Annotated in this window: 14 protein-coding genes and 1 other annotated feature; of the genes, 3 read left to right on the forward strand and 11 right to left on the reverse strand. The window is 39.6% G+C overall.

Annotation, left to right across the window (positions count from 1 at the left end):
* Positions 1–150: 150 nt before the first annotated feature.
* The 3 genes from M3226_RS25830 to argS form a co-directional block, all read right to left on the reverse strand.
* On the reverse strand, positions 151–1,329 hold the full coding sequence (locus M3226_RS25830) for an MFS transporter (RefSeq protein WP_251571580.1): 1,179 nt from the start codon (positions 1,327–1,329) through the stop codon (positions 151–153).
* Positions 1,330–1,403: 74 nt separating this feature from the next.
* Positions 1,404–1,871, reverse strand: a complete 468-nt coding sequence (locus tag M3226_RS25835; RefSeq protein WP_251571582.1) for a DinB family protein — start codon at positions 1,869–1,871, stop codon at positions 1,404–1,406.
* Between the two features lie 72 nt (positions 1,872–1,943).
* Complete coding sequence (gene argS / locus M3226_RS25840; protein WP_251571584.1) at positions 1,944–3,638, reverse strand: arginine--tRNA ligase; 1,695 nt, start codon at positions 3,636–3,638, stop codon at positions 1,944–1,946.
* A 49-nt stretch (positions 3,639–3,687) separates the two neighbouring features.
* Positions 3,688–3,902: a binding site (T-box leader), on the reverse strand.
* 100 nt (positions 3,903–4,002) lie between these two features.
* Here argS and M3226_RS25845 point away from each other — a divergent pair.
* Both M3226_RS25845 and M3226_RS25850 read left to right on the forward strand, forming a co-directional pair.
* Complete coding sequence (locus M3226_RS25845; protein ID WP_251571586.1) at positions 4,003–4,257, forward strand: alpha/beta-type small acid-soluble spore protein; 255 nt, start codon at positions 4,003–4,005, stop codon at positions 4,255–4,257.
* A gap of 99 nt (positions 4,258–4,356) precedes the next feature.
* Entirely contained in the window at positions 4,357–4,614 is a 258-nt protein-coding gene (locus M3226_RS25850; RefSeq protein WP_251571588.1) for a hypothetical protein, read from the forward strand.
* Between the two features lie 40 nt (positions 4,615–4,654).
* Here the strand turns inward: M3226_RS25850 and M3226_RS25855 are convergent, their stop codons facing one another.
* Positions 4,655–5,227 carry a TetR/AcrR family transcriptional regulator gene (locus tag M3226_RS25855; RefSeq protein WP_251571590.1) on the reverse strand — a complete coding sequence of 191 codons (573 nt, stop codon included), beginning with the start codon at positions 5,225–5,227 and terminating at the stop codon, positions 4,655–4,657.
* Positions 5,228–5,681: 454 nt separating this feature from the next.
* Here M3226_RS25855 and M3226_RS25860 point away from each other — a divergent pair, with 454 nt between their 5' ends.
* Positions 5,682–6,938, forward strand: coding sequence for an aminopeptidase (locus tag M3226_RS25860; protein WP_251571592.1), 1,257 nt, complete (start codon positions 5,682–5,684; stop codon positions 6,936–6,938).
* A 439-nt stretch (positions 6,939–7,377) separates the two neighbouring features.
* Here M3226_RS25860 and M3226_RS25865 read toward each other — a convergent pair whose 3' ends face one another.
* The 7 genes from M3226_RS25865 to M3226_RS25895 all read right to left on the reverse strand — a co-directional run bounded on the left by M3226_RS25865 (position 7,378) and on the right by M3226_RS25895 (position 17,909).
* Positions 7,378–9,069, reverse strand: coding sequence for a glycerol-3-phosphate dehydrogenase/oxidase (locus M3226_RS25865; protein WP_251571594.1), 1,692 nt, complete (start codon positions 9,067–9,069; stop codon positions 7,378–7,380).
* Between the two features lie 185 nt (positions 9,070–9,254).
* Positions 9,255–10,745 carry a glycerol kinase GlpK gene (gene glpK / locus M3226_RS25870; RefSeq protein ID WP_251571596.1) on the reverse strand — a complete coding sequence of 497 codons (1,491 nt, stop codon included), beginning with the start codon at positions 10,743–10,745 and terminating at the stop codon, positions 9,255–9,257.
* Positions 10,746–10,777: 32 nt separating this feature from the next.
* A complete protein-coding gene (locus tag M3226_RS25875) occupies positions 10,778–11,602 on the reverse strand; it encodes an MIP/aquaporin family protein (RefSeq protein WP_251571598.1) in 825 nt (274 codons plus the stop codon).
* Positions 11,603–11,815: 213 nt separating this feature from the next.
* Positions 11,816–12,364 carry a glycerol-3-phosphate responsive antiterminator gene (locus M3226_RS25880; RefSeq protein WP_285857998.1) on the reverse strand — a complete coding sequence of 183 codons (549 nt, stop codon included), beginning with the start codon at positions 12,362–12,364 and terminating at the stop codon, positions 11,816–11,818.
* 282 nt (positions 12,365–12,646) lie between these two features.
* Positions 12,647–13,789: a mannitol-1-phosphate 5-dehydrogenase gene (locus M3226_RS25885; RefSeq protein WP_251571599.1), complete on the reverse strand. Its 1,143-nt coding sequence runs from the start codon at positions 13,787–13,789 to the stop codon at positions 12,647–12,649.
* 5 nt (positions 13,790–13,794) lie between these two features.
* The gene (locus tag M3226_RS25890; RefSeq protein ID WP_251571601.1) at positions 13,795–15,888 is read right to left on the reverse strand and encodes a BglG family transcription antiterminator; all 2,094 of its coding nucleotides are present in this window, start codon (positions 15,886–15,888) and stop codon (positions 13,795–13,797) included.
* Positions 15,889–16,001: 113 nt separating this feature from the next.
* Entirely contained in the window at positions 16,002–17,909 is a 1,908-nt protein-coding gene (locus M3226_RS25895; RefSeq protein WP_251571603.1) for a PTS mannitol transporter subunit IICBA, read from the reverse strand.
* Positions 17,910–17,988: the final 79 nt, after the last annotated feature.

Consider the following 17,988-nt stretch of genomic DNA (forward strand, 5'->3'; position numbering starts at 1 on the left):
CACCATATTTAACATTTTAATGAACGCTTTTTATGTAAGCGCCTATCATTAAAAAATGGATAGCTACCTTTACTGTCTCCGTTTTCCAATGGAATCATCCAATTTTATCAGAAAGGATAGAAAAAGGTATGGAATACTCCATACCTTTTTCTACCCATTTTGTGAGACACTTAAGCGGTCCCGGTATAAGAAATAGAAGTAGAGCAGCATTGAAATAGCAATCGAGACAGCCGCCATCCAATAGATACTGCTGTAGCCAAGCAGATGGCTTATTTGGCCGAAACCCATTGCCCCTAGGCCGATTCCCAAGTCGAAAAAAGAATAAAAGGTTGCATTTGCCATTCCCCTTCGATTTACTGGCACCTTTTCAATCGACCAGGATTGAAGGGCCGGCTGAACCATACCAAATCCTAATCCATAAAACGCCGCGGCTGTATATAAGATTAGGCTATTAGGCAGCCAAGCTAACAAAATCATAGCTGCCAATATTAGTACGGTACCAGGAAGAAACACAGCCCGAAGTCCTTTTCGGTCATATAACTTTCCTGCAAAGCTTCGCGTAATCATTAAAGCCAGTGCGTAAAATAGGAAGTATAATTGAATTCCTGAAATATGCCTTTCAGCTGTATATAAGGGTAGAAAGGCAGCAATTCCGCCAAAGGTGACGGTAATAAAAAACATCAGAATGGATGGCTTCAAGGCCCCTTTTTCATAAAGCTTACTCTTTGTTTTTTCCATGCCTGGTTTTGGATCGATTTTTTTATAGGAAATTCGGGATGATAAAATTAATGCGATCAGTCCCAATCCTGCACATATCAGAAAAAATGGTTTAAAGTTGATTATACCCGTTAAAGTTAGTCCCAGTGAGGGGCCAATCGCCAGTGCCAAATTACCTGAAAGTCCGTAAAAGCCCATACCTTCACCACGTCTCGAACCTGGGATTAAGTCTGAGGCAATCGTACCTGACGCGGTCGTGGAAAAGCCCCAGCCGCCACCTTGAACGACCCTCATCATAAATAACAACACCATACTGGTTAAGAAACCAAAGGAACCGACTGAAAGCACAAAGATGGTTAAACCGACTATATAGACAAACCTTCTTCCTTTTGTTTCAAGAGCGGTACCCGCATATGGACGAAGCAGTAACGCAGAAAATGTAAAAATTCCGACAACAAAGCCAATGAGCTGGTCATTTCCGCCTAAATCTTCCACAAACAATGGAATCGTTGGAAGAGTCATTTGAAATCCTAGAAAGATAAAGAAATTAGCCAAACAAATAAGCACAAAGTCTTTTGTCCAAATCTTTTCCTTTTGAAGCTGTTCTTCCATACAAAAAACAATCTCCTTCTCAATTATGGTGAAAAGCCGTTTCTACGGCTGTAAAAACGACTTTTCATTAATTATTATTTGGTTTTCGCTATCTCGATTACTCGTTTCATAGCTTGAATTTGACCTAGATGGTTCGCCTCATGGAAGATGGCAAAATTGGCCAGCTCACCAAAGGTTTCTTGACCAAGAAATGGTGTTTTTAACTTCTCATTAAAGCTTTCTCCGGGTATTTCTTTGATCCTTTTGATTTGCTCCTTTAACTGCTCAGTTAATTCTTTTATGGAAGGAACCTCTCCTTGCCAGTCAGCCGGTTTGGTTCCTGTTGCAAATAACTCCATGTAATTGGCTGGAAGGTTGGTTGATTTTTTTGGAAAACCAAACATAAATTGTTCCGCAACCGTTAGAACATGCCCCACATGCCAATGAATGGTATTGTTAAAACCCTCTGGCTGTACATCTACGTTTGCCCCATCGATTCCTTCGACCTTTCTCACTAAGAAACTTCTTGTCAGCTCAAAGCTTTTAAATAAAAGTTCACTCATTTTAATGGCCTCCTCTTTCAATTTCAGCTTCTATTTTATACCATTAATGGATTATTAATAAACAAAACGTACTTACATTTCTTCCGGTGCTTCAATCCCTAACAGACGCAAGCCCTCTTTAAGAACAACCGTAACCGAAAAGACTAGGGCTAAGCGGGCTTCTAAACTTTCTTTTTCCTCTAAAATTTTTACTTCTGCATAATACTTGTTAAAGCCTTGAGCTAAGTCGATAATATACTTCCCGATAAGCGACGGGTCATGATTCTCACAAGCTCTTTTAATAGCAGGTGCAAATTCCATCAAGAGACTTGCCACTTTCCATTCCTTTTCCCAAGTAGTTGACTCGTTTTCCGGAAGAACTACTGCTTGATAGTTTGCTTTTCTTAAAATGGAACAGGCACGGGCAAACGTGTATTGAACATATGGCCCTGTCTCTCCCTCAAATCGAAGCATTTCCTCAAGAGAGAACTCTATATCGTTCATGCGGTTATTTTTTAAATCATGGAAAATAACCGCCCCTACACCTACCTGTTTAGCTACCTGATCCTTATTTTTTAAATTAGGATTCTTTTCTTCGATATTGTTTCTTGCCATCGCAATTGACTCGTTTAGTACTTCCTCTAATAACACAACCTTACCTTTACGCGTGGACATCTTTTTGCCGTCTTTTAACATCATTCCAAATGGTACATGAACCATATTTTCTGCCCATTCATAGCCCATTTTTCCCAGAACAGCTATTAGTTGCTTAAAATGCAGACTTTGTTCATGGCCCACTACATATAATGAATGAACAAAATCGTAGTTTTCTTTACGATATAGCGCCGCTGCCAAGTCACGGGTGGCATACAGCGTTGCACCATCTGACTTCTTAATAAGACACGGAGGCAGTTGTTCCTCGGATAGGTCCACGACCATAGCGTGGTCTGATTCTACCAATAACTGCTTTTCCTCGAGGAGGTTAACAATCCGATCCATTTTATCATTGTAAAAAGCTTCACCGGCAAAAGAATCAAATTCCACGTTCATCAGCTCATAAATACGCGAGAATTCTTTTAGTGATTCATCACGGAACCATTGCCAAAGTAATAAGGCTTCCTCGTTGCCATCTTCTAGTTTTTTAAACCAGCTGCGCCCTTCAACCTCTAATGTTGAGTCACTTTCTGCCTCTTCATGAAACTTAATATACAGAGCAAGGAGTTCTTTGATGGGATTTTGTTTAACCTTTTCAGCATCGCCCCAAAGTTTATAAGCAGTAATTAACTTCCCAAACTGTGTCCCCCAATCGCCAAGATGATTAATCTTAAACGGTTTATATCCGCATTTTTCGGCAATAAGTGCGATCGCATTCCCAATCACGGTTGAACGCAAGTGCCCCATCGAAAATGGTTTGGCGATATTCGGTGATGAAAGATCAATCGTCACCGTTCCGCCCTTTCCGAAATCAAGGCCGGCAAACTGGCCCTTTTCATCGATTACTTGATTTATTAGCGTTTCAGAGACGAGCTTTTTATTTAAAAAAATATTGATATACCCGCCTACAACCTCTATCTTTTCGAATGCTGCTGATTGGATTTTCTCACTTAGTTCTTGGGCAATAACGTTAGGTGATTTTCGTTTCAATTTAGCCAGTGTAAAGCATGGGAATGCCATATCCCCATGGTCTGGGTTTTTTGGTTTTTCAATCAAAATTTCCAATTGGTCTGCAGGTATTCCCTGCCCGAGCAGACCATAAAGTATGTCAGCTAGCTCCTTTTTATAATTCATGTTAATGACCTCCTTTGCTTCTATAAAAATAAAAAACCCCCGCATCTATATAAGAGACGAGAGTATGGTTTTCCCGCGGTACCACTCTAATTGTTCACAAAGAACCAGCTTTCTTTTGTAACGGAGGATTCTCCGGCCTCGCCCTACTTTATTCAGGCTGGCATCTCAAAAGTGCGTTTCATTATCTGTTCTTGTGTCAGGCTCTCACCCTCCCTGACTCGCTATAACTTCCCAGATAACTACTTTCTTTCTCATTGACTTTTCCAGTTTGATTATCAGTTATTATACTGGAAAGATTAGGATTTATCCATAGGTGTTGATTATTTTTTCATTAGGGAACCTTACTGGTAAAGGAGGGATTTTTATGGCCAGACGAAATAAAATACTTGTTCCGGAAGCCCGTAATGGATTAGATGCCTTGAAGGCAAGAGCTGTTCAATCCGGAAGTCCTGAAGATGCTAAATTTGAAGCGGCCGAGGAGGTTGGTGTTCCTTTAAAAAAGGGATATAACGGCCAGCTGACCTCTGTACAAGCTGGGAAGGTTGGCGGAAGGCTCGGCGGCAGTATGGTTCGCGAATTGGTTAAAATGGCACAGGAGAACTTAAAAAATAAACAATAAACTAAGGGAGCCATTTGTCAAGGCTCCTATATTATTTTAAAAAAAGTTTGACAATTCTGTGACAATTGGTAGAATATTCAGTATAAGGAGTTGATGGATATGCATGAAAAATATGTAAAGAATTTACAAACTTTTAAAACGGCATCAACCTACGTTGGAGGATTTGGAATCATTTTTCTTTTATTCAGTATTTTTGAAAACGGTTTCAACCTCGCGCTCGGATTGGGTATCGGATTAACCGCTGCTTCAGTCGTCCTTTTCTTACTTGGAATCTTTTTGGGGTTAATGGAGGAGTACACGCTTGCAAGTAAACGGAAAACACCGGTACCCCGATCATCACATCAATTTTATTATTAAAATACACGAACAGACTTGTGCGCCTGACACAAGTCTGTTCTTATTTTATCCCCTCTCTAAGCAGAAAATTTTTCATGACGTCGGCAATTTGCTCGGAACTCAATGGGTCGTGGTTTCTTTCCCAATCAGAGACGAGGGCTATGTACATTTTTAGCAATAGAAAACTGATTACTTCCGTATTTGCAGGTGGAATGGCTCCCTTTGCAATTGCCGTTTCAATCTTTTCTCTTAAATATGCAATAATTTCATCCTCTACATGCTTCAACATTTCGGATACCGCTAATGTCCCCATTTCTGTTTCTTCTTGGACAAGCTTGATCATCAACTGGTGCTGAGAACGAAAGGCTAATAATCGAGTCAGGGCCCGGTGGACATTCTCCGTAAATGGTAATCCCTTGTCGATGACGGCCTCAGCTTCAGCAATCATTTCTTTTACTAATTTAGATATGATTTCTTCAAAAAGTTCTTCTTTATTTTTAAAAAAGGTATAAATTGTTCCTTTACCAACATTTGCGAGCCTTGCTACCTGGTCCATGGTGGTGGCCTTATAGCCGAATAACGAGAAAGACTTTGTTGCCGCTTCTATGATCATTGTTCTTCTATCGGGAGCCATGTTTTGGTCCTCCTATTTGACTAAATTAGTTTTTTGGTCAATGCCTTATTAATATATCATAGCTTATGATTTGTTTCAAACGGATGAGACATTATATCTCATTTGGAAGTAAACGAAATAAATTTTTAATTAAACGTTTGATTAGCCTTCTTAAAAGCCCTTTCCAGCAGTTCTAATCTCATTTAATCAAACGTTTAATTAGTTTTTCCTCCACCCTCAATAATTTTAATCAAACGTTTAATTAGTTATTTCGCCGACTTAAAAAAATTGTTTGTTCACAAGTCATTCACTTGATAAAAAGGGAAAAGAAATGAAGTAAGTCTCCACCATTCCAGGGCCAGTCAATCACCTAGGAAGGACTGACCTTTTTTTAAAAGATTACGCGAACATAGACAGGACTTAGTTTCACGAAAATTTCGTATACTATGCTAGTATAGTCAATGAAAGTAAATGAATGGAGGGAAACAAAGTGCTTTCTAACTTTGAAGAAAATCTACATAAATATGCAAGGCTGCTTGTTGCCAAAGGAATCAATGTTCAGCCCGGCGATTGGGTTAAAATGACGATCACGGTTGACCAGGCTCCTTTAGCTCGTTATATTACCAAAGAAGCCTATGCACTAGGTGCTGAAAAAGTAATTGTAAAATGGTCTGATGATGAAATTAGCAAACTGAATTACTTACATCAACCAGTGGATGTGCTAACCAACATCCCCGACTATGAAATTCAAGAATCCGAACACCATGTTTTAAATCATCGTGTTAGCCGGCTTTCAATCGTATCAAGTGATCCTGGGCTATTAAATGAAGTGGATCCAGCTAAAATTGCTGCCTATCAAAATAAAGCAGGGAAAGCATTCAAGGCACAACGTGTGGCTACACAAAACGATGAGCTGAAATGGACTGTTGCCGCAGCTGCCGGGGCTGGCTGGGCGGCTAAAGTATTCCCTGACTTAGCTACTTCAGAAGAACAAGTAGATGCTCTTTGGGATCAAATCTTTAGAACTTGCCGTGTATATGCTGACGATCCCATTGCTGCATGGGATGAACATAAACAGACATTGAATGAAAAAGCAGCAAAATTAAATGAAATCCAGTTTGATGCTCTGCATTACACAGCTCCTGGTACCGATCTGACGTTAGGACTTCCAAAGAATCACATTTGGATGAGCGCGGAAAGCCGTAATCCAAAAGGGGAAGAATTTATCGCTAACATGCCGACGGAAGAGGTTTACACAGCCCCAGATACCCATCGTATGGATGGTGTCGTTCGCAGCACCAAGCCTCTTAGCTACGCGGGTACGTTAATAGAGGGTATTGAAGTACACTTTAAAGACGGAAAAATTGTTGATATTTCAGCAGAAAAAGGCGATGAAACCATTAAGAAACTCGTATTTGACAATGAAGGCGGTACCGGCCTGGGTGAAGTTGCTTTAGTTCCAGACCCATCACCTATCTCTCAATCTGGCATTACCTTCTTTACTACTCTTTATGATGAAAATGCATCGAACCATTTAGCCATTGGGGCGGCGTACCCTACTACCATACAGGGTGGTACGAAAATGAGTGAAGAGGAATTATTAAAGCATGGTATGAACACTTCTACTGTTCATGTCGATTTTATGATTGGTTCTGACAAAATGAATATTGATGGAATTAAGCAGGATGGCACTATTGTTCCGATCTTCCGTAACGGCGACTGGGCATTCTAAAGAAAAGCGCAAGCGCCTTGGTCAGCCCCGATATAGGGCGACTTGTCGACTGGCCAGCGAAAGCAGGGCCAGAGACTAGTCGCCCTTAATGCGTACAGAAAGCAATAGCTTTCTGTAGCCAAGCACAAGACGAGCCGGCCGAAAGGTTGCTCTTTAACCTTTTGGACGGATTGTCCTAAATGTGGAGGCGACTGTCCTGGGACTCTAGGCTAAGACGTACCCTGCAAGAAGGCGCTTTTTGCCTTCTTCAGGGGATGGCTAGACTTGCGTCCCAAGGAGCCGCAACTGGATAAGCTTGTGACCTCGAGGGGCTAGGCGCTGGAGCTGGACAATTCTCTAAGTAAAAACTTTTATACTTTCTTATCTTACCTGATAAAAAAACAATCCAGTTTCTATGAAGCTGGATTGTTTTTTTAGTGCCTTCTTGAAAAGGGAATATTTAGTCCCCGTTAACTACACGAATAGATACATGTTGTTCGTCTACAGGGATGACAGCAGCTGTTAAATTTTGTTCGAGTAATACTGAATAATTATTTTTAACTTGTTCCGTCCAATTTAGTTTCTCTGCCATGCAGGCAAGTACCTGCTTCTTCCACTTTTTCACTGTTTGAATATCAAACAAAATAGCCCCAGTACGGCGGTTAAAGAAATCAATTGGTGTTACTACCATCTCATGTTCAATTCCATAAATTAATTTTGCAAAGAGAGGCAGCGGCAAGTTATATTTCACTGCATCAGCTGCATTCTCCTCGAAGATGTTAAAAACAGCAGCTGCGTTCGAACCATACATTCTCGTTAAATGTTCCGCTTCTGCTTTTGTTAATCCAGCTTCTTCTCCTTTTTTAAGCATCTTATCAACATAACTATTAAAATTACTCGAACCTCCAACGTCACCTCCGGAAACCGGAAGATGAATTGTTTGACAAGGTAAGAAACTTCTTGATTCTTCAACTTGAAATATAGATACTAATCGATCAACCACAATTTCAGCCATTTTACGATAACCAGTTAATTTGCCTCCAGCAATGGTAATTAATCCTGATTTCGATTCCCAAATCTCATCTTTTCGAGAGATTTCAGAGGCATTTTTTCCTTCTTCATAGATCAGCGGCCGAACACCTGCCCAGCTTGATTCAATATCTTTCTCGCTTATCTTTACCTCTGGGAACATATAATTGATAGCATTGATAATATAACTCCGATCAGCAACAGTCATGTTAGGATTTACTGCATCCTCATTATAAAAAGTATCCGTGGTTCCAACATACGCCTTACCATCACGAGGAATCGCAAATACCATTCTGCCATCAGGTGTATCAAAGTATATAGCTTGTTTTAAAGGGAATCGTGATTGGTCGATCACAAGGTGGACACCTTTTGACAGCTGCAGCACCTTTCCTTTTTTTGAATGATCCATTTCGCGGATTTTATCAACCCACGGTCCCGCCGCATTGACCACTTTTTTCGCATGGATCTCGTATTTATCACCGGTTAACAGATCTTGTACAAGTGCTCCAATCACTTTTCCATTGTTGTAAACCAACTCCATTACTTTTGTATAATTGATAGCAGTGGCACCTTTTTCAACGGCAGCCTTCATTACTTCAATCGTCAAACGAGCATCGTCGGTGCGATATTCTACATAATAACCGCCGCCCTTTAATCCACTATTCTTAACCAGCGGTTCTTTGGCAAGTGTCTCCTCAGCTGAAAGCATTTTTCTACGTTCTTGCTTTTTCACTCCCGCTAAAAAATCATAAACCCGCAAGCCGATTGATGTACTAAACTTACCAAACGTTCCCCCTTTGTGAATCGGCAATAACATCCATTCAGGTGTTGTTACATGGGGGCCATTCTCATAAACGATGGCCCGTTCTTTTCCAACTTCCGCTACCATTTTTATTTCAAATTGTTTTAAATACCGTAAGCCGCCATGAACGAGTTTTGTTGATCTGCTTGATGTACCGGCTGCAAAATCCTGCATTTCAACAAGAGCCGTTTTCAATCCACGTGATTCAGCATCCAATGCTATCCCTGCGCCGGTAATACCGCCTCCAATAACTAATGCATCAAATGTTTCACCTTTTAATTTATTGACTATCTCTTTCCGATGTAAAGTTGAAAATTTCATCGTCTCTTCCTCCGATTAAGTGTCTTATTATTTACATATGCATTAAAATATAGGATGGAAATAGAAAAAGACCACAAAAGACATTATCCAATTCCGATAATGTTTTTGTGGTCTCTCCGATTTCTCCTGACAAATATTAACTTATCTATAGCTTACCATACTGAATCATCTAGATACAACTATTATTATTTGAAGGCCATTGCAGCTTTAACTGCCTTTTTCCAGCCATCATATAGATTGTTTCGATTGTCGTCTGTCATTTTTGGATCAAACTTGCGGTCTACCGCCCATTGTTTTGCAATTTCCTCCTGACTTTCCCAAAAACCTACTGCGAGTCCCGCTAAATAAGCCGCTCCCAATGCCGTTGTTTCATTTACCACCGGACGTTCAACCGGAACATTTAATAGATCACTTTGAAACTCCATTAAAAAGTCATTTTTCACAGCACCGCCGTCCACACGAAGCGCTTTTAGTTCAATTCCAGAATCTGCTTCCATTGCGGATAATACATCCTTTGTTTGATAGGCTAATGACTCAAGCGTTGCCCGGATAAAGTGTTCCTTCGATGTTCCCCGTGTTAAACCAAACACAGCTCCGCGGACATCGCTATCCCAATAAGGTGTTCCTAATCCAACAAAAGCAGGGACGACATACACACCTTCAGTAGATTCAACCTTTTTCGCATATTCCTCACTATCTTTGGCGTCCTTGAACATTCTTAAGCCGTCACGAAGCCATTGGATTGCTGAGCCTGCTACGAAAATACTGCCTTCGAGTGCATATTCTACTTTGCCATTTAAACCCCAAGCAAGGGTAGTTAATAAGCCATGTTCAGATCGAACTGCTTTTTCTCCCGTATTCATTAACATAAAGCAGCCTGTGCCATATGTGTTTTTAGCCATTCCGTCTTCAAAACAAGCCTGCCCAAACAATGCTGCCTGCTGATCCCCTGCCACTCCAGCGATCGGGATTTCTTTGCCAAAGAAATGGTAATCAATGGTGTTTGCATAAACTTCTGATGAAGGGCGTACATCTGGAAGCATTGATTTTGGAACCCCTAGTATTTCTAATAATTCATCATCCCATTTAAGTTCATAAATATTAAACATTAGTGTACGAGATGCATTAGAATAATCCGTTACATGAGCACGGCCTCCGGAGAGCTTCCAAATCAGCCATGTATCGATTGTTCCAAACAAAAGCTGGCCTTGCTCTGCTTTGTCCCGTGCACCCTCTATATTATCAAGAATCCATTTTACTTTGGTTCCGGAAAAATAGGCATCGATGAGCAGCCCTGTCTTTTCCCGGAAAAGATCATTATATCCCTTCACTTTCAGCTGTTCACAAATTTCACTAGTTTGGCGAGACTGCCAAACTAGTGCATTGTATACTGGCTCTCCTGTTTCTTTATCCCATACAACCGTTGTTTCACGCTGGTTTGTTATACCGATTCCGGAAATCTGTTCAGGTTTGATCCCCGACTCAGAGAGCACTCCAGCGATGACAGAAAGAATAGAACCCCAAATTTCATTTGCATTATGTTCCACCCATCCTGGTTTCGGAAAGTGTTGTGTAAATTCCTTTTGAGCAGTATGAACAATTTCTCCATTTTTATTAAAAAGAATAGCCCTTGAGCTTGTTGTACCTTGATCTAAAGATAAAATATACTTTTCCATGATAAATTCCCCCATTTAAAAATAACTTACTATTAAGCTACTTGGTTAGCCCGACTTCTAAGAGAACTCTGCTTTTTACTAGAAACAAATGAAAGTATTAGTACCACAAGACTGATTCCTAATACAATCCAAAGAGACCCTGTTGCTTTTCCTAGAAAGACTACTTTATAAAAAACTGCACCAAGGCAGCCGCCTAAAAGCGGTCCGACAACCGGAATCCAAGAATAGCCCCAATTAGAACTTCCCTTACCACTGATTGGCAATAAGAAGTGGGCAATTCGCGGACCGAGGTCACGAGCAGGATTGATCGCATAACCAGTTGTCCCACCTAAGGACATCCCGATGACCACGATTAATAAACCAACAGCAATTGGATTTAATCCTTCTGTAAATTTATTAGCCCCAATAAATAATAGACCAAGTACAAGGATAAAGGTACCAATAATTTCACTTAATAGATTTGAAAAAGTATGCGGTATAGCAGGACTTGTTGCAAATACCCCAAGCTTTGTTGCAGGATCTTCCGTTTCCCTCCAATGAGGCAGGTAATGTAAATAAATTAACACCGATCCTAAAATAGCGCCAAGCATTTGTGCCAAAATATAGGATGGCACATTAGACCAAGGAAAATCTCCATTTAATGCTAAGGCTATTGTTACTGCTGGGTTTAAGTGAGCTCCACTCACCGACCCTACCGCCAAAACTCCCATTGTTACTGCAAGTCCCCATCCAACTGTAATTACGATCCATCCCGCATTATTGGAATATGACTTCTTTAAAGAGGAGCCAGCGCCAATTCCTGTACCAAACACAATAAGAATCATTGTTCCAATCATTTCCCCAACGAATGGTGTCATTTTTCTTTCCCTCTCTCTTATAATATTATTTTTTTCTGTCTGTCCAAGCTGTAAACGAAAAAAAGAGATCCACAACAGAATGAACCCATAAATGGGTTTCTGTGTGAATCTCCTTATCTCCGTCACAAATTATTAACTTAAGAAGAGTATATTACGCAAGTGAAAGCGGTGTCAACACATATTTATGATTAATATAGTATTAAAGTTGAAAATTTATTTAGCAAATAGGTTCCATAGCTCTTTTTTAGAAGTTGTAATTCCAGAGGCACCTGCTTCTAATGCTGCATAAACGTCTTCAGATGTACGAATGAGTCCTCCAGCTAATATAGGCGTTTTCACTCGTTCTTTTACCTCCGTTATCATTTTAGGCATTGCTCCAGGAAGTACCTCAATAAAATCCGGCTGTGTTTTTTCAATTAACTTGTAGCTTTTTTCTAGCGCATGACTATCAATTAAAAAAATCCTTTGCACGGCAATTACACCCTTTTGCTTTGCCTTTTGGATGACGCTTGACTTGGTTGAAATTAATCCGTAAGGCTTGAATTCTTGGCATATATATTCGGTTGCATATTCATCATTTTTAATTCCATGGATTAAATCAACATGATAAATCATTTTTTTATTATGTTGATTTGCCATTAAACTAATATTTTTTAGTTGCGCTATATGCATATCTAAATAAACACCGATTTCATATGGGCTTTTTAGGAAGTTCTCAAATTCCTTCATATTCCCAGAAGCAGGTAATATTTTTTGTTCCAATTGACTCCATCCCCTTTGTAACAACCTTTCTACTATCTTAAAGAGAAAATATCTATTATTCAATAGTAAGAAAGGCGCAAGCGCCTTGGTCAGCCCCGACAAGCACAAGACGAGCCGGCCGAAAGGTTGCTCTCTAACCTTTTGGACGGATTGGCTTGTGACCTCGAGGGGCTAGGCGCTGGAGCCGGACAATTCTCTAAGTAAAAACTTTTATACTTTCTTACCTGTTAAAAAAGGGTCAGTCTCCCGCTGCTTTGAAGCAGCAGGGCTGACACCTTTCCTTTATTTCTTTAACATATCATAATATCTAATTACTTCTTGGGTGATTTCACTGGTTTCATCCAACCCGCTTACTTCTTTTAAAACAGCAGAAAGTCCATTTTCCTTAATCATTGCTTGCAGTTTAGCAGCTTCTGGATCTTCTTGATGATCAAAAAGTAAAGCAGCAGCAATTGCCTTTGCAAGATTGGTGTATGAAAGGCCAGCCTTTTGGGCTTCGACAGCAGGTCGTACAAGACGGTCATTAGGACCAAGTTTACGGATTGGTGAACGTCCTACTCTTGTTACGTCATCATTTAAATAAGCATTTTGAAAACGATGAATAATCTTGTCGATGTATTCGCTGTGTTCTTCAGGATTGAGGCCATATTGATAAATTAAATAAGCGCCTGTTTCACCAAGAGTGGCTTGAACTTGTTTTACAATTTCTTCATCTGCCAATGTCTGATCAATAGTAGACTTATTCTCCAGATATCCCAAATAGGCAATAACAGCATGGCCTGTGTTTACCGTAAATAACTTCCGTTCAATAAAAGGAGCAAGGTCTCGGACCAATGTCATCCCTTCAACTGGCGGGATAGTTTCACTTGTTTCTACTACCCATTCATAATAAGGTTCTACTAAAACATCGAGTGAGCCTTGATTGTTTTGAAGAGGTACAATCCGGTCAACAGCGGAATTAAAAAAGTAAACTTTATCCGCTAACTTCTCCTTTGTTTCACTATCTAAATGTTCATAAATATATCCTTTTAATAGGTCGGTTGCTGAAATTTGATTTTCGCAGGCTATTACATACAACCTCTCATCGTTATTTTTTACTCGCTCAGCCAAACCCTTTGCAATGAGCGGTGCAATATGAGGGAGAATATTTGGACCTATCGCCGTAGTTACGTAAACAGCTTGTTTGATTGCTTCAACTACTTCGCTTTCTTGTGTCATATTATTTAATCCGGAAACATTCTTGATTGTCATGCTCTCTTGTTCAGGTGTGGCTAATTTTACTTGATATTGTTTTTCCTCATTTAACTGATTGATAATTTGGTCGGCAATATCAACAAATGTCACGTGATAGCCAGACTGTGAAAAAAGTGCTCCGATAAATCCTCTTCCAATGTTTCCTGCTCCAAAGTGAACTGCTAGTTTCATCCTAATCATTCCTTTATTATTTTTGTTTGAAGGTAATGTAAAAAAATATTTTCTAATTTTCCGCGAATAACATCCTCATTCGAAGATGAAAAAATCATAATGGCTTCACTGTCTTCAATTAAACTCGTGCTAATCAAGCTTACTATTTCCTGCTCTCTAACACTTAATTCCTCAGGGGCTAACAGCAATAGTAAATTTTTCATGTACATATCGCTGCCGTCCATACCTTTTACCAATATTGGTGCATGTAAATGGGAGATTTGAAAAATGACTTTATGAATATTCTTATCTCTGCAATGAAAAAGGCCCATACCAGTCCCTGGTATTCCTAAACCTCCTATTCTTTCCCTCTCCCTTAACGAGGTTAGAACATCTATCGCAGAGTTTAAAAGCTCTTCCTTTTGGGCGTTGATGACCATTTCTGCCAACACTTTATCATGATTATTAACATGGTGCATTTTATATACTCTAAAATTATTTAAGACTGACTCTATACTTTCTTGGATGGCCTTAAGCTGGCTTAGAAGTTCTACTATTGTTCCACTAGATGCCACACCTGTTGAAGAAACTTCTGGACTAGGTATAGGAATATACTCTCTATTTTCCGTAAGTTTTTTTAAGTTATTTCTTAGATAGCTCTTAATCGCAAGTATGTTTTCCTCTGTTAAAAGAGGTGAAACCAAGAGATAGCCATTATTTAAAAATGGAAGTTTTACGGTGGAAATAATTAAATCGTAATTTTTTATATTTGTTTGATCTTGAACTTCCTTAATAGATTTAATATCTATATGATCAATTCCGATGATCTCTTTTTTAATCCTACTTGCTAACATTTTTGATGTGCCAATACCAGTTGGACAAACAACCAGTGCCTGTATCAATAATTTCTCCTCCCTCATGACGAGGGCAGACCCAAAATGCAGGACAATAAAAGCTACCTCATCATCAGGGATTGAATCAATCTCCGTAAACAGCTGCTCAACACTATTTTTTACCGCCAAAAACAGGAACGGATACTTCTGTTTTATTTCCTCTTTTAAAGGATTAAACAATCCCATTTGCTGCTTAATCCGATAGAGTGATGGTTCCATATGAGCTAATAGGCCTTGGTACAGGGAAAAATCATTTGTCAAATCAATATGAAGCTGTGAAGAAACATCCTGTATCAGGCTCTTGACCATTTTACTTAAAACGACACTATCATATGGAACGATATTCACAGCCTGAAGCTTTGAGCCTTTTAGGATAACAGCCAAATAAATTATATCTTGTTCCGTAAAGGCTACCGAAAAGACAGTTTCAAGTTCAGCACATATTTCATTGATCAGGTTATATTCATTCGTTAAGTTATGGATAGACCCTTCATCTTCTTCTAGAAAAAAAGAGGCATCTACCCGTTGTATGGTTATACCTATATGTACTATAAGCCCGATATAATCATTATCCGCAAGACGCTGCTGGGTACGATCAAAAATTGTATTTACTATCCGGTCTATAACAACAATGTACTCCGGATGAAAATAATGTAAAATTAATTCTTTTGCGTATTTATGATTTTCTAACAAAAATAAACTCTCAATTAGCTCTTCGTTAAAAAACAACAAGAAGTAGCTAGCTAGTGCTTTTCGTTTAGCTGACTCCGATCCTATCAGATCAACGCCAACTCCCCTTTTTCTTGTAATCGTCACATTAAAAGAACTTAACCATTCGGTCAATTCTTCTAAATAAGTTGTTAAAGTTGCGTTACTAACCCCAAGTTCATTGGCTAAAGCTTGTATCTTAAAGGCTTCCTCTTGCATCAGGGCTATCAGCAGCAGCAATTTCTTTTCTTCCGGGGGTTGATCAATTGGGACAATAGTCGTTACATTTTGAACCAAACGAAATATATTTTCGTTTTTCCCCTCAATCCTAAGCCCTGTTTCTATCTGCCGAAGTAAGTGAAGATTAAAGGATTGTAGAATTTTTTCTACCCCGATTAAATCTCGGTGCACCGTACGAACACTTACATTCAAGTGGTTTGCAAGTGATGTTACTGTATGTTTACCCGATGTTTTAACAAGTAACTCGATAATTGCCTTTTCCCTTGTAGTAATATACATGCTACCAACTCGATTCTGTGAAGTAACATAAATGAGCCTGAAGGTAATTTTTAAAATAATAAAAAAGTGAATACAAAAAGCGGCTATGCCGATTTTTGTATTCATTCGATATATTATTTAGTATTTAGGATATCCATAATTTCTCTTGCTGATTTTGCCTCAACTAATTTTTCAATATTAGCCATATCTGAGCATGTAACCGCAATACCTGATAGGATTTCAAGATGTGTACCATCTTTCCCTGCGATACCGAATATCAGACGAACCTTCTGGCCATCAAAATCCACGCCGCCTGGTACTTGCAAGACGGTAAAGCCTGAATTTAAGACATCTTTTTTAGCTTCTTCTGTTCCATGTGGGATTGCTACATCGTTACCCATGTAAGTCGATGTCATTTCATCTCTTGCGATCATGGCTTCAATATAGCTTTCTTTAACATATCCCGCATTAACCAACGCTCTTCCTGCAAAACGAATCGCCTCTTCCTTCGAGGAGAAGGACTGATTTAAGAAAATATTTTCCTCAAGAAGTAGTGCGTCGTTCGCTTGGTTTTCTGCTTCCGGAACATTCGCTTCCGCGTCTTCAACGATTTCTTGAAGTTGAGCAGTTTCCGGATTTTTAAGTTGGTTAATTAATTTATCATACTCTGGACTCGATAGGAAATTATCAACCGAAATATGGTATGCATTTGGCAATTTATTCTGTGCTCTAGGTGTCAACTCTTCTTGTGTGACAACAACTTGTGCATCCGCTGGCAAGTTACTAATGGCCGTATTTGTAACTGAAATATTCAAGCCTGCTTCTTTTACCTTTTTACGCAGTAAGGAAGCACCCATTGCACTTGAACCCATTCCTGCATCACAAGCAAAAACAATTTTGTTTACTTTTTCAGGCATGGTGCCGGTATTAGCTTCAAACACATTAGAAACCGAGCTCTTCTTCCCTTTCATTTCCTGCATTTTTCTTGCAGCTTCCTCGATATCTTCCTCTTGTTCTTTACCTGTTTTTAAAATAAATGATGAAATAACAAAAGATACAATTCCTGCAACAAGTACTCCTGCAAGGTTGGCCATGTAGGTTCCTGCATGATGAGGAGTAACTGCCATAATAGCTAAGATACTACCTGGTGATGCCGGCGCAAGTAATCCGCCGCCTAAAAGAACCAATGTAAATACGCCGCTCATCCCGCCTAGAATGACTGCTAGGAACAACATTGGGCGCATTAAAATGTAGGGGAAGTAGATTTCATGAATTCCGCCAAAGAATTGAATAATAGCAGCACCTGGAGCCGTTCTTTTTGCCGTACCTTTTCCAAAGATACAGTAGGCAAGCAACACACCAATACCAGGTCCTGGGTTTGCTTCTAGAAGGAATAGTAATGACTTTCCTGCTGTTTTTGCTTGCTCTACACCGATTGGTGAAAGAACACCATGGTTGATCGCGTTATTTAAGAATAAGATCTTCGCAGGTTCAATGATAATACTTGTTAGTGGTAATAACCCTGTACTAACTAACCAATCGACACCTGCAACAAGCCAGCCTGTAAACACATCTACTGCTGGTCCGATTGCCAAGAAAGATAGAATGGCCAGCAATCCACCTAAAATACCTGCTGAAAAGTTATTAACCAGCATTTCAAAGCCAGCTTTAATTTTCCCTTCGACTGATTGGTCAAATTTCTTGATCACCCAGCCGCCGAATGGTCCCATGATCATGGCACCTAAGAACATTGGAACATCTGGTGCCCCCACAATGACCCCCATGGTTGCAATGGCACCAACTACTCCTCCGCGTTGCTCATGTACAAGCTTACCGCCTGTATATCCAATTAAGAGTGGCAGTAAGTAACTAACCATTGGGCCAACCATTTTGGCAAGGCTTTCATTCGGAAAGAAACCTGTTGGAATAAATAAGGCCGTAATTAGACCCCATGCTATAAAAGCGGATATATTCGGCATAACCATTGAGCTTAGGAAATTACCAAACTTTTGGACCGCTACTTTTATATTTGATTGAGCCATTTGCTCTCATCCCTTCATTGTTTAGTACATTATTTATAGTAAAGTACTAGTCCTCTGTATACAATAAAGAGGAAAGTGA

The sequence above is a fragment of the Neobacillus cucumis genome, assembly GCF_023715505.1.